Origin of the sequence: Methanoplanus sp. FWC-SCC4, assembly GCF_032878975.1 — an archaeon.
Lineage (GTDB): Archaea > Halobacteriota > Methanomicrobia > Methanomicrobiales > Methanomicrobiaceae > Methanochimaera > Methanochimaera problematica.
The window spans coordinates 2,235,092-2,248,729 of the sequence record NZ_CP043875.1 but is presented as its reverse complement, the minus strand read 5'-3'; the positions used below and the strand labels follow the sequence as shown (position 1 = coordinate 2,248,729).

Below are 13,638 nucleotides of genomic sequence, written 5' to 3'. Positions count from 1 at the left end.
ATTTTATTCAATCTCTTCCACGTTTCCGTTTTCAAGATAATAATAAAGACCTTTAATTACAATATCGCCCTTCTCCTCGGCATCTTTTACAAAGGCATATGAACGAAGGTTTCTAACCTGAAGTTTGATATTTGCTTTTTCAAGTTCTGTCAACTTTCCTTTTTTATCTTCCTCGGTATCCTCGGGGAGATTCAGGCTGTCAACATATTGTTTTGCTTCCTTTGCATGTTCAAGCCATCCGGGAATATAATCTCCATGACCTTCTCCCATTAATGCCTTCATTGCACCACATTCGGAATGACCACATACTATTACATATCCTACACCAAGGTGACCGATTGCATATTCAAGGACTGTCCCCAGATTGGGATCATCTTCTGCAACTATGTTCCCAATATTTCTGTGGACAAATATTTCACCCATCTCTGCACCAAATATCCTTTCGATATTTACACGTGAATCCGAACAACCGATCACAAGTGCATAAGGACTCTGTCCCTCTGCAAGGTTGCCATAATGATCTCTGTTCTTTTCAAAATCTTCTTTTAAAAAATATTCGTTTCCTTCCAGTAGTTTCTCTACCATTATACCTAACCTCTACTGTTGAATACTCTAAAAGAAGCATATATATAAGTTAGGATTTTAATTGCGCCACATATTAAAGGTATAATTTAATATTAGTCGATTATTCCTTTTTTTTATATCATCTTATATCCTGACCGGTTCATTTTATTTTTTTTAAATAGTCATTAAATAAATGCTGAATAAAAATTTATTCTGTTCGGATACAATTTTTAAAATCAAAATCTTTGTTAAACTAAATTTTAAGCAATGTGCGATCACATTTATTTAACATAGCTCACACTACAAAATTAAAAACCAAGACTAATTTTACAAAAGTTTGCACTACAATTAAAAAAACTTAACAAAAAAGACTCAAATCTTCTAGCAGAACAATTGCAGCGTTGGACGGTTCCCGAGAACTCTCGTATCTCAGTACAACGTCCTACGTAAGTGGGCTTAACTGCCGGGTTCGAAATGAGTCCGGGTGTTGCCCCACTGCTATGGCCGCAATTGAATCCCTCATTCCCAAAGGGAATTTCGGGTTCGGAAATTTTCCGGAGAAAATTTCCTGCACGCTCATAGTTTCTTACGAAACAATTTCGCGAAGCCAAGGCCCGGACTTGAACCGGGGTGTAGTCGCTCTGCAGGCGACCGCGTGGCCGCTCCGCCACCTTGGCCATAAGGACTGTATACACAAGATTTCGTCTGGACTTTAACGGTTATTCCTTTGCTGAATTATCGGACGTTAGTGCTTGTGGACTGAACACGTCGTTGCCTTCGTGCGTACATCCCAAGTCTATCAAACGAGTCTTTTACTCGTGTCCTATAACGAAGTCTCTTTTAGGGTCAGGTTTCAAGCTTAGATGCTTTCAGCTTTTATCCCTTATCGCGTAGCCACCCGGCACTGCCCTGTCGGACAACCGGTCTACCAGTGGCGACGACGGAAAGTTCCTCTCGTACTATTTCCGTCTTACCCTCAGACTTCCAACACTCCATATAGATAGTAACCGACCTGTCTCACGACGGTCTAAACCCAGCTCACGATCCCCTTTAATAGGCGAACAACCTCACCCTTGGCTGCTGCTGCACAGCCAGGATGGAAAGAACCGACATCGAGGTAGCAAGCCGCCGGGTCGATATGTGCTCTTGCCGGCGACGACTCTGTTATCCCCGGGGTAGCTTTTCTGTCGTCAATAGCACTCATCAAAAGCGCGTATTGGTTCGTTAGACCCGAGTTTCCTCTCGCAGATACTTGCTATTCGTATCAGCGTCAGGCCAACTTTTGCTCTTGACACTCTCCTGTGAGTTTCTGACTCACATGAGTTGACCTTGGGGCACCCTTGATATCTTTTCGAGGGTGTGGCGCCCCACCCAAACTGCCTACCTACCGATGTCCTCTCAAAGAGAGTTAGTGTTACAGTAAACCAAGGATGGTGTCTCAGATTGCGACTCCACTGCCCCCACGAGGGCAGCTTCGATGTCTCCCATCTACACTGCGCAAGGAATACCGTAACACAACGACAGGCTGCAGTAAAGCTCCACGGGGTCTTCACTTCCCATATGGAGGCCCTAGCCTCTGCACTAGGATAAAATCTTCAACGGACTTGTGTTTGGGACAGTAGGACTCTCGTTAATCCATTCATGCAAGTCGCCAATTAAGCGACAAGGTACTACGCTACCTTAAGAGGGTCATAGTTACCCCCGCCGTTTACAGGTCCTTCGTCCGGTTGTACCCGGTTTTCAGATACCTGCACTGGGCAGGAATCACAGACTATACTAGTCCTTTCGGAGTTGCAGTCTGCTATGTTGTTATTAGACAGTCGGAGTCCCCTGGTCACTGCGACCTGCCCAATCACTGGGCAGGCACCCCTTATTCCAAAGTTACGGGGCTATTTTGCCGAGTTCCCTAAACACAATTAAACCGACACGCCTTAGCCTTCTCAGCTAGGGGCACCTGTGTCAGATCTCGGTACGGACATCTTGTCCCCTTTTCACGGGCTCCGGGAATTTGCTTTATTACTCCATCACGCTTTCACTCAATTCTCACCATTACGGTTCTCCAGGAGCTTATACGATTAGACAGGGCGACAGCCCTGCAAAGCATATCCGGAAGCGTCAGGATTATTGACAGATGGTACAGGAATATTAACCTGTTTCCCTTTCGCTGTACTCGAGTTACGGTACAACTTAGGACCGACTAACCCTCGACTGACGAACATTGTCGAGGAAACCTAGCCCCTTCGGCGGTTGGGATTCTCACCCAACTATGCTTCTACTAATGCCAGAATTCTCATTTCTACACGGTCCACAGGAACTTACATCCCTGCTTCTACCCATGCACAACGCCTCTCTACGCCATCACATTGCTGTGGTCCGTGGTATCTGTGGTAGGTTTGAGCCCCGTCCATTTTCTGCGCCCTAAATCTCGACTGGTAAGCTGTTACGCACTTTTTGAAGGATAGCTGCTTCTAAGCTGACCTTCCAGTTGTCTTTGACCTAGGACATCATTTAGTGTTTACACTTAACCTACACTGAGGGACATTAACCACGGTCTGGGTTGTCTCCCTTACGCACTACAAGCTTACCCCGTAGTGCGGACTTCCAAGCTTCTACGGCGATGGGGAATTCGGAGTTTGACAGCAGGGTAAGGGATTTCTCCCCCAACTCCCACAATCAGTGCTCTACCTCACCATCTACCTCTGCTCAGGTCATGCTACGGCATGTTTCGAGAGGAACCAGCGGATGCCCAGTTCGATTGGCCTTTCACCCCTATACGCAGGTCACACGAATGATTTGCATATCAATACCGCTTCGGCCCTCCACGCAACTTTCGTCACCCTTCAGCCTGCCCACGCATAGATCACTGGGCTTCGGGTCTTATCCTATCGACTCCACGCACTTTTAATACGCCGTCCCATGTAAAAACTACGGACATGTCGCTTTCGCTTCGGCTTCCCGTAAGGTTAACCTCGCCAATAGAATAAACTCTCTGGCCCGTTCTTCAAAACGTAAGTTATGACGCCGGCAATGTATCCCATACTACAGCCTCACGACTGATTCTTTCGATACAAAGATCCTTTCACGCCATAACACACTATCACCTACCAGTTTCAGGCACTTATTCACCACCTTTCCAGGGTTACTTTTCAGCTTTCGCTCACGCTACTATTGCGCTATCGGTTTCGAGGAGTATTTAGTTTTGGAGGTTGATGACCCCCAGATTCTCGCGAGATTTCCAACCCACGATACTCAGGACATCACCAGGACAAAAGAAACATACGTGTACGGGACTGTCACCCTCTTTGGTTTGACGTTCCAGAACAAATTCCACTTCGAATCTAATGCCCGAACGGTGAGCCTTCAACACCACATCTCCCGCGAACGGGATTCAGTTTGAACTCTGTCGCTTTCGATCGCCTTTAATAACGACATCTCGATTGATTTCTCTTCCTCTCCCTACTAAGATGTTTCAATTCGGGAGGTTGCCGATCCAAAAGGATCGCTTCCTAAAAGGAAGCAGGATGTCCCATTCGGGGATCTCCGGATCATAGACTCCTTGCGTCTTCCCGGAGCTTATCGCAGCTTGGCACGCCCTTCATCGGCACTCGAACCGAGCCATTCACTGGCAGGCTAAATGTAATTCAGCATTATCGGTTTAACCGCTAAAATCCATTTAACGTCTTGTGTATACGTCCTATACATGACATCACAGAGTCACTTGCGTCGCCGTAAATGACTCTCAGTCCTTCCCCGGTAATTCACATTTCCGGGTGCATCGGTAAAAACCAGTTACCGAAAGTAACTCGTTTTTAAGTGGACCCAAGGGGATTTGAACCCCTGGCCTCGGCGTTGCAAACGCCGCGCTCTTCCAGCTGAGCTATGAGCCCGACTTTCTCTTATATTCGTATTGACATTGGCAATTTTACAGTTTGTTTAATAACCGCTATTCACATCCTTTTGGATTTCATTAGGAGGTGATCCAGCCGCAGATTCCCCTACGGCTACCTTGTTACGACTTAACCCCCCTTGCGAAACCTAGATTCGACTGCGGCAAAAACCACAGCCTCATCCAAACCTCACTCGGGTGGTTTGACGGGCGGTGTGTGCAAGGAGCAGGGACGTATTCACCGCGCTATTTTGAAACGCGATTACTACGGATTCCAGCTTCATGTGGGCGAGTTGCAGCCCACAATCCGAACTTAGGGCAGGTTTAGGAGATTAACTACGCTTTTCAGCGCCGTTACCCATTGTCCTGACCATTGTAGCCCGCGTGTAGCCCAGATAATTCGGGGCATGCTGACCTACCGTTGCCCATTCCTTCCTCCTCTTTAGCAGAGGCGGTCCCAACAGTGTCCCCATCATTCCGGAGAATATGCTGGCAACTGTTGGCGTGGGTCTCGCTCGTTGCCTGACTAAACAGGATGCTTCACAGTACGAACTGACGACGGCCATGCACCTCCTCTCAGCTGGTCAAGCAAGGTCTTCAGCCCGGCTATCATTCCGCTGTCCTATCTGGTGAGCTTCCCGGCGTTGAGTCCAATTAAACCGCAGGCTCCACCCGTTGTGGTGCTCCCCCGCCAATTCCTTTAAGTTTCAGCCTTGCGACCGTACTTCCCAGGCGGTACGTTTCACGGTTTCCCTTCGGCACCCCAGTGACTCGTGGTCACCAGTACACCTAACGCACATCGTTTACGGCTGGGACTACCCGGGTATCTAATCCGGTTCGCTCCCCCAGCTTTCGTTCCTCACTGTCGGAGTCGTTCTGGTGAGATGCCTTCGCCATCGGTGGTCCCCCGGGGATTACAGAATTTCACTTCTACCCCCGGAGTACCTCTCACCTCTCCCGATCCCTAGACCAACAGTATCTCTTAGACGCCCGCCGGTTGAGCCGGCGGATTTCCCAAGAGACTTAAAGGTCAAGCTACGAACGCTTTAAGCCCAATAAAAGCGGTCACCACTCGAGCCGCCGGTATTACCGCGGCGGCTGGCACCGGTCTTGCCCGGCCCTTTCTTCAGATGCATTTTAAACACCTGGACAGCCCGCGTATACGGGCACTCGGGGTTCCCTTATCACAGTTTCCTGCATTGTAAAGTTTTCGCGCCTGCTGCGCCCCGTAGGGCCTGGAATCGTGTCTCAGATTCCATCTCCGGGCTCTTGCTCCCACAACCCGTACCGATTACAGGCTTGTTGGGCCACTACCCCAACAACTACCTAATCGGCCGCAGATCCATCCTAAGGCGCCGGAACTTTCGGTCAAAGAACATTCCAGTATCTCTGACCTATGGAGTATTATCCCCAGTTTCCCGGGGTTATCCTCCACCTTAGGGCAGGTTATCCACGTGTTACTGAGCAGTCCGCCGAGGGTCTTAACCCTCTCAACTCGCATGGCTTAATCGAACCCCGATAGCAGTGACCTCTGGCAGGATCAACCAGAATTAATTTTGAAGATACGTTTCACTTCGGCACACTATCGTTATTTTTGTAATTTCATTCACAAAAGGAATTAGCGGTTATTAAACAAATTTCCGCATTGCCAATGCCAACGTCAGAACCAACACTCCCATCCGAGTGGTTTTGGCTCTCCATTAAAGAATCGAGATAACAACATGGGATTTATTCACATATAAACCCTGTTGTTTCGTTCTCAGAGAAAGACGGGAACAAACATGCTTAGCATATTAATCCACACATCTTTTTTCTCCGTAGATATTCCCCGCGATTTCAAATCACGCTTCGTTGCGTGCTTTGTATCCGGAATACTTCGGCCTTACAAAGTGGTCTTCCGTGACATATAAAGGTTGGCAAAAAACAGGGCTCATGGGTTCAACAAAAGGGGGGTCGCTGAAAAAATAACGTCATATTGCCGGTATTTTGATGGAGATTGATCATACGCGCAAAACATGATGCGGGGAGAGACACTCATAGAACAGATTTCAAAATTAAAAAATTATTTTTTTACTCACAATCACGCATCAGACACCGCGATCCAATCAGCGCATCTGCAAGAACAAGCGCAAGCATACACTCCGCAACAACAACAACCCTCGGCACAATACAGGGGTCATGCCTGCCGCCTACTGAAATTACTCTCTCATCACCGGCAGTATCAACAGTTTTCTGCTCTTTTTCAACCGAAGGAGTCGGTTTTACAGCAATTCTCACAACAATATCCTCACCTGTCGATATTCCACCGAGTATTCCACCGGCATGGTTGCTTAAAAATCCCGAACTGTCCATTTCGTCATTGTTTTCACTTCCAAACTTCTTCGATGCCTCAAAACCGTCCCCAATCTCAACTCCCTTAACAGATCCGACAGACATCATTGCAGACGCAATCTCAGAATCAAGTTTCCCAAAAACCGGACTTCCAAGACCAACGGGACAGCCGGAGGCACGGATTTCAACAATTCCCCCGACTGAATCCCCCGCTGCCTTTGCAGAAAGAATCTCATCCTCAAACCTCACCGGATCCCTTTCTCCGTGAATCTCAATAATTTCAGCCGAAACAAAGATCCCGTACTTTTCGAGAAATTTCATGGCAACCCCTCCTGCAAGGACCCTCGAAACTGTCTCCCTGCCCGAACTCCTGCCTCCCCCCCTGAAATCACGCCGTCCGTATCTGTGCTGATAAGTAAAATCAGCATGTCCGGGCCGGAATAAATCCTTCAGGGAATCGTAATCCCCGCTTATGTGCCCCCTGTTATAAACCAAAACAGCAACCGGCATTCCGGTTGTCCTGCCTTCAAACACTCCTGATAAAATCTCAGGAATATCACTTTCAATCCGCGGCGTTGAAAGAGCACTCTTCCCCGGCCTTCTCCTCTCAATAAAAGGCATCAGATCTGACTCTGAAAGTTCAATACCGGGAGGACACCCGTCTATAACAACACCAAGTGCCTTTCCGTGACTCTCACCAAACGAAGTGCACCTGAAATATCTTCCAAAAGTATTCACAAAACCAGCTCCCTTACCAAATCCGCATCAACCCTTACTCCTGTTATAAGGTAAAACTGCTCCACTGCCTGATAGACAAACATCTCTGTTCCCGCAATAGTCCGGCAGCCCAGAGACCCTGCATTAACTAAAAGTTCGGTCTCAGCAGGTGTGTAAACCAGGTCAAACACAATCATATCCTCTTTCAGCTGCTCTTTTTTAATAATCGTTCCTTTAAACTCCTCCATCCCCACAGGAGTTGCATTTACCAAAACATCCGGACATATCGAATCGAAATCATCAAATGAGCCATAAAGGCAGCCAAAATTCTCTGAAAGGGCCCTGGCCTTTGATGCATCTCTGCCAAGGACATAAACCTCCATCCCAAGTGAAATTAGTGCGTAGATACAGGCCCTTGAAGCCCCCCCCGTGCCAAGCACAACAGCCTTTTTCCCAAAATCACCCATATTCTCAAGAGGTCTTTTAACGCCAAGCCAGTCGGTGTTGTATCCGTAAAGGCCGCCGCATGAACTGACAATAGTGTTCACCGCACCTATTGATTCTGCATGGCCATCCACATAGTCAAGATTAGGAAGGACATCCTCCTTAAATGGAATTGTCACAGAAACTCCTCTCATACCAAGCGAATTTATCGCTTTTATCACATCATCCGCATTATCCTTCCAGAGATATGTGTAATGCCCGCAGATACCGCACTTTTCAAAAAGACTGTTGTAAATAACCGGACTCTTGCTGTGAAGGCAGGGATTTCCGGCAATTGCACATAAAATTCCGTTCGGGTTTTCAAGCAGAAAGCCCGATGCCGAACATACATAATAGTCAGGAATGCCTCCGCCGGAGGATACAATCTTTTCCGCAGCCTGTGCCCTTGAAACCGCCTTCTCCTCACCCGGACGGACAATTTCAAGAACTCTTCCGGAGACTTCCGCCGGACTGCCTGATGCATCAGTGCAGAAATCAGACGATCTAATGTATGCCGGCCTTCTTTTTGATATTAAAAATTCAATCTCATCTTTTGGATCTTTATTGGTCAGGGGAGGGCGGTTGCCCCTGCAGGTTCGCTCATAGGATACATCGGCAGAAACGTCAAGAAATACAACAATTGAATTTTCCTTCATATTTCGGACATTTTCATCAAAAAGAACCGCACCTCCGCCTGTTGCGACAACCAGATCGCTCTTTGGAAGGGAGGCTATCACCCGGCTTTCTATCTCCCTGAATGCCTCCTCTCCACTCTCTTCAAAGATGGCAGGGATTTTTCTCCCCGTCCTCTCCTCTATCTCGGAATCGGTATCGATAAACGGAACTTCCAGTGCTTCGGAAAGCATCTTCCCGACCGCCGTCTTTCCCGCACCCCGAAATCCTGTTAAAACCACTCTTCTAATAATCCCGCCTCCATTAAATCATCCCAGAATCCCGGGTAAGACTTTGAAACGCACTCTGCGTCCTTAATTGTAACATCACCGGTTCCAAGACCGATCACTGCACCCGACATTGCAGTCCTGTGATCGTCCTCGGGATGCAGTTCAAATCCGTGCAGATCTCCCGGGGTAATGATGATTGTGTCATCTCCCGCCTCTTCAAATCCTGCACCGCAGCCTTCGACCATACGTCTGACCGCATCAATCCGGTCGCTTTCCTTGTACTTCAGATGTGAAATACCCGATATTATGCTCCTGGTCTTTGCAAAAACGCACACTGCCGCGAGAGTCTGCACAACATCCGGGCATGATGACATGTCAATCTCAATCCCTTTTAAAATGCCTTCCGAGACTACCCTGACCGAGGATTCACCATATGAAATACTGCATCCCATACAAAGGAGTGCTTCAAGAAACCTGAAATCTCCCTGAACGGAAGCAGGATTAAGGTTATTGACAGTCACACTCCCGCCGCAGACTGCTGCTGTTGCAAACAGATACGATGCGGATGAATAGTCCCCTTCAACATGATATTTTCCGGAACTGTAAGTCCCCTGTTTAATCTCCCAGCACCCGTCGGTGTTCAAAACCACATCTGCTCCAAAGCTCTTCATCACATCTGCCGTTATGTCAATGTATGACCGTGATGCAACACTCCCTTTCGGCATAATCTCGAGAGGAATATCGGAGTACGGCCCGCAGAGCATTAACGACGATATGAACTGGCTGCTTTTGGACGCATCCACAACGACCTTTCCACCGATAAATTCTCCCGATATTCTAAGAGGCGGACATCCCTCTTCTCCAAAGTATCTGATGACTCCGCCGCTCTGCATAATGGCATCCGCAAGACCGCCTATTGGTCTTTCCATCATCCTCCTGCTTCCTGTGAGAAGGACATCTGAAGGTGATAGAAGGGAGAGGGTTGTCAGAAACCGAAGAGAAGTCCCGGAATTTCCACAGTCGATTGTAACCTCCCCCATGTCCGGGAAGACCCCGCCTGTTCCCTCAACCAGAATACTACCATCCGAACGCGAGAGCTCAACACCAAGGGCGGACAGACCTCTGCATGTTATGCTTATGTCATCCGAAAAAAGCGGTGATAAAATTTCAGACGGCCCGTCTGCAAGAGCAGCACAAATTAGTGCCCTGTGCGAGTAGCTCTTCGAGGGCGGTGCGGTAAAACTGAGATCCACCCCGGTTTTTTTGTAAAGTTTTACATCCATCGGTCATACCTCCGCTTTTTGATAACATCCAAGCTCTTTTATCAGAGAAATATCCTTTAACTCTGATAAAACCTCCCCATATCCGGCATCAGTTTCGCAGTCTATGAAAAATATATAGTTCCCGATACCCCTCTTTGACGGCCTTGACTCGATTTTTGTAAGATTCAGTTTGTATTTTGCAAAAATTCCAAGAATATCATATAAAAGACCGGGGCGATTTTCCATAGGATCAACAATTAAACTACATTTCTCTGATCTTCGGATCAACCTGCCTGTGACAGATACTCCTTCTCCTGCGGTTTTTTGAGAGTCCGGTTTTTTTATAATCTCAACAAATCTTGTCGTATTGTCAGGGGAGTTCTGGATGTTCCTGATCAAAACCGGCAGACTGTATATTTTTGCTGCTGATTCAGTTGTAATCGCTGCACCACCGACAACCGCTGCCGCTTCCTTTGCACTTTTTGAGTTGCTGCTTGTGTGTATCACGGGAACACCCAGTGATTCAATGTACCTGCTGCACTGTGCATGGGACTGCGGATGTGCATATATTACAGTTATCTTTTCTGCCCGGTGCATGGATGCCAGATGATGCCTGACCGGCATTAAATACTCGGCAACAATCAGGCATTCTGAGAGTAAAAGACCGTCCATTGTCTCACCGACACCGCCTGCCTCGCTGTTTTCAACCGGAACAATTCCCCTTGCATCCGATTTTTCAACAGCGGCAAAAACAGAGCTGATGGTAGGGAACAAAAGAATATCCTCCCCTCTCTTCCTGATCTTTTCCGCCATTTCATAACTGAAAGTCCCCTCCGGACCCAGAGCTGCTATTACCATCTCTTACTTCACCAGAGCCTCAATTACAGTATCGGTATCCTTTGTGGCCTGCGGGATATAGTCATGAAACGCCTTTTCGTTCTCATTAAAAAAAGATTCAAAAAGCTTTCTGTCCTTTGATTTAACTATATCCTTTAGTTTTCCGGCGGATTTGCAGAAGTTTTCTATTACGGTTTCGGATGCAGGATTCATCTGGAGAATGTCCCCATAAAGGGCTGCATCCTGACCCAGAATTCTCCCTATAAGCCCCATCTCAATCCTGTATACAGGACTCATTACCGGAAGTATCGCTTCAGGGGAAATACCGCTGTTTCTGATAGTGTCTGCAACAGAAAGTGTGGCAAAATGGACAAGACCCTGTACAATTCCTGTTATCCTGTCATGCTCCTCAGGAGTCATTATACAGACATCCGCACCCTCATTTCTGAAGATCTGATAAAGCATCTCCTCTGATTTCCGGTCACATCTTACAGGAGTGGCAACTATGGTCTGTCCCTTAATCCCGGAGACAGAGGGTCCGAACATCGGATGAAGACCAATGACTTTCGCTTCTGATTTGAGCATTGCCTTTACAGGTTCCAACTTTACAGAAGTGAAATCGCAGAGGATCTGATCACTGTTCATCAGGGGTGCGATCTCCTCAATCACCTTCACGGTTTCATGAATGGGGACTGAAACTATCACCACGTCACATACCCCTGCAAGATCACTGTTTGAGGGGCAGGTATTTCTGCCGGATATCAGAACCTTATGTCCGGCACGCTCAAATACTCCGGCAAACAGACGGCCCATCCCGCCAAAACCCCCGATTATTCCTACAACCAGTACATCAGACATAAGACTACTTTTCCAGTATGCTCTCGGATACGGCATGCCCGAAATGCCTTCCGCCCGATTCCGGATGACCGAGGATTCTGTCTCCGGGTTTTAAATCAACGACCGATACCGGTTTTTTGTCCTCTCCGACAAGACGGATGGTCTCGGCATTCTGGAGAACCAGTGAAATGACCTTCCCTTCATTTTCAGCTTCAACAAGGAGGAGGGGACGCTTTTCAATTTTTACCCGGCCGACCGTTGCACCGTAAGTCTTCCCGTCTTTGTCTGCAACAAGGACGCGGTCTCCGGCTTTTATCTCGGCCAGATAAGATGTTTTTCCGTTCTCCATCATGGCGTAGGCATGAACGGCACCTGCATTGACCCGGAAAGGACGGGGTGCCACATAGGGGTTTTCAAGCGTTTCTGCATGAACGAGAAGAAATGAGGAGGATGTATTCCCGACAAGCATTCCCTCACCGTCCTTCATTATTGTACATGTATCAACACATACACGGTCCCCCATGCCGACAGGAGAAACGGATTTTACAGTGAAAGCCTCCAGATCAACCAGAGCTGTTTTCTCCAGAACAACTTTTGCAACAGACATTATTACGGCCGGATTATTATTTTTCAGAAGTATCCCAGCCACTCCTTTTTCAAGGACACCAAGAGCCATTTCAGCCTCTTCCTGATTATTTACGGCGGCAATGATACGGTCAGACTGTGCCACAAGGTTTTCAAGAGGGATCACAGTCCAGTCTGTTGTTGAAACAATTACAAAGCCCTGTTTTGATTTTGATACCGCTTCGGCTTCGCTCTCCTGATCCCTTATCTCAACTTCAAAGATATCCTCACCGGGCTTTAAGTCACCGTCTGGCGCTATTGTCTTAATCCTCCCGAGCTGACGTACAAGGGATGCGTCTTCTGCCATTATTGCATCAGCACCCTGCTCAATTGCAGTAGTTGCGGCATCCTTGTCCCAGTCCCTTAGGTCAATCCAGAATTCCTTTGCCATTGCATTTACCTCAGGAATTAAGCGCCTCTTCAGGAGTTTTTTCCTCATGTACAACGGCACAGAGTGCCCTTATGAATTCAGATGGTTTTTCACGCTGGAATGAATTTCTGCCAAGAGCCACACCCGCACATCCGGCAGATATTGCTTCCGATACAGTCTTTAATGTCTCAAGATCGCCTGCCTTCTCCCCGCCCGCAACCAGTACGGGAACAGAGCATGATGACGTAATTCTCCTGAATGACTCGGGATCACCTGTGTAGCTTGTCTTTATAAGGTCGGCACCAAGCTCCTCTGCTACCCTCACACAGTGCCCGATTGCAACAGGGGATGTCGGGTCAATTCCCTTTCCACGCGGGTAGATCATGATTAAAAGGGGCATTCCCCATTTTGCACATTTCTTGGAGATTCTGCCGGCTTCTTCTATCATCTTTGATTCGTGTGATGCACCGAGATTGATGTGAATCGAGACCGCATCTGCACCAAGGGCTATCGCCTCTTCTACTGTGCATACTATTACCTTGTCATCGGGATCGGGATTCAGGGCGGTACTGGCTGAGAGGTGTACTATTAATCCGATGTCACGGCCGTGCTTTCTGTGACCTGCCTTGACCATTCCCTTGTGAAGAACAATGGCATTTGCCCCTCCGTCCGATACCTCGGAGATTACCTTTGCCATATCTCCGAGACCCTCAATCTGGCCGAGTGTGAATCCGTGATCCATCGGGATTATGACTGTTCTTTCAGTGTTGCGGTTCATTATTCTTTCAAGACGTATTGCTTTTCCAATCATTTTCTAAAATCCTC

8 protein-coding genes, 2 tRNA genes and 3 rRNA genes are annotated in these 13,638 nt (G+C 47.7%); all 13 read right to left on the bottom strand.

The features are described 5' to 3' along the window. Positions 1–3: 3 nt before the first annotated feature. Positions 4–585, bottom strand: a complete 582-nt coding sequence (locus F1737_RS11315; RefSeq protein WP_317136682.1) for a carbonic anhydrase — start codon at positions 583–585, stop codon at positions 4–6. A 369-nt stretch (positions 586–954) separates the two neighbouring features. Beyond that, positions 955–1,076, bottom strand: a 5S ribosomal RNA gene (gene rrf / locus F1737_RS11310). Between the two features lie 93 nt (positions 1,077–1,169). Next, positions 1,170–1,241 (bottom strand) — tRNA-Cys (locus F1737_RS11305). Between the two features lie 49 nt (positions 1,242–1,290). Next, a 23S ribosomal RNA gene (locus F1737_RS11300) occupies positions 1,291–4,213 on the bottom strand. 165 nt (positions 4,214–4,378) lie between these two features. Beyond that, positions 4,379–4,451, bottom strand: a tRNA-Ala gene (locus F1737_RS11295). Positions 4,452–4,533: 82 nt separating this feature from the next. Continuing rightward, a 16S ribosomal RNA gene (locus tag F1737_RS11290) occupies positions 4,534–6,001 on the bottom strand. Together the 16S, 23S and 5S rRNA genes with 2 tRNA genes alongside form the textbook arrangement of a ribosomal RNA operon. Positions 6,002–6,520: 519 nt before the next feature. Then, on the bottom strand, positions 6,521–7,519 hold the full coding sequence (locus F1737_RS11285) for a chorismate synthase (protein WP_317136681.1): 999 nt from the start codon (positions 7,517–7,519) through the stop codon (positions 6,521–6,523). Further along, entirely contained in the window at positions 7,516–8,895 is a 1,380-nt protein-coding gene (gene aroE / locus F1737_RS11280; RefSeq protein ID WP_317136680.1) for a shikimate dehydrogenase, read from the bottom strand. Before aroE ends, F1737_RS11285 begins: the two co-directional genes overlap by 4 nt. After that, positions 8,886–10,166, bottom strand: a complete 1,281-nt coding sequence (aroA, locus tag F1737_RS11275) for a 3-phosphoshikimate 1-carboxyvinyltransferase (RefSeq protein WP_317136679.1) — start codon at positions 10,164–10,166, stop codon at positions 8,886–8,888. Before aroA ends, aroE begins: the two co-directional genes overlap by 10 nt. Positions 10,167–10,169: 3 nt before the next feature. Continuing rightward, positions 10,170–11,003, bottom strand: coding sequence for a prephenate dehydratase (locus tag F1737_RS11270; protein ID WP_317136678.1), 834 nt, complete (start codon positions 11,001–11,003; stop codon positions 10,170–10,172). 3 nt (positions 11,004–11,006) lie between these two features. Further along, positions 11,007–11,876: a prephenate dehydrogenase/arogenate dehydrogenase family protein gene (locus F1737_RS11265; protein ID WP_317136677.1), complete on the bottom strand. Its 870-nt coding sequence runs from the start codon at positions 11,874–11,876 to the stop codon at positions 11,007–11,009. Beyond that, the gene (locus F1737_RS11260) at positions 11,845–12,882 is read right to left on the bottom strand and encodes a 3-dehydroquinate synthase II (protein ID WP_317136676.1); all 1,038 of its coding nucleotides are present in this window, start codon (positions 12,880–12,882) and stop codon (positions 11,845–11,847) included. The genes F1737_RS11265 and F1737_RS11260 overlap by 32 nt, the downstream gene beginning before the upstream one ends. Then, positions 12,845–13,624: a 2-amino-3,7-dideoxy-D-threo-hept-6-ulosonate synthase gene (locus F1737_RS11255; protein WP_317136675.1), complete on the bottom strand. Its 780-nt coding sequence runs from the start codon at positions 13,622–13,624 to the stop codon at positions 12,845–12,847. The genes F1737_RS11260 and F1737_RS11255 overlap by 38 nt, the downstream gene beginning before the upstream one ends. Between the last annotated feature and the right edge of the window lie 14 nt (positions 13,625–13,638).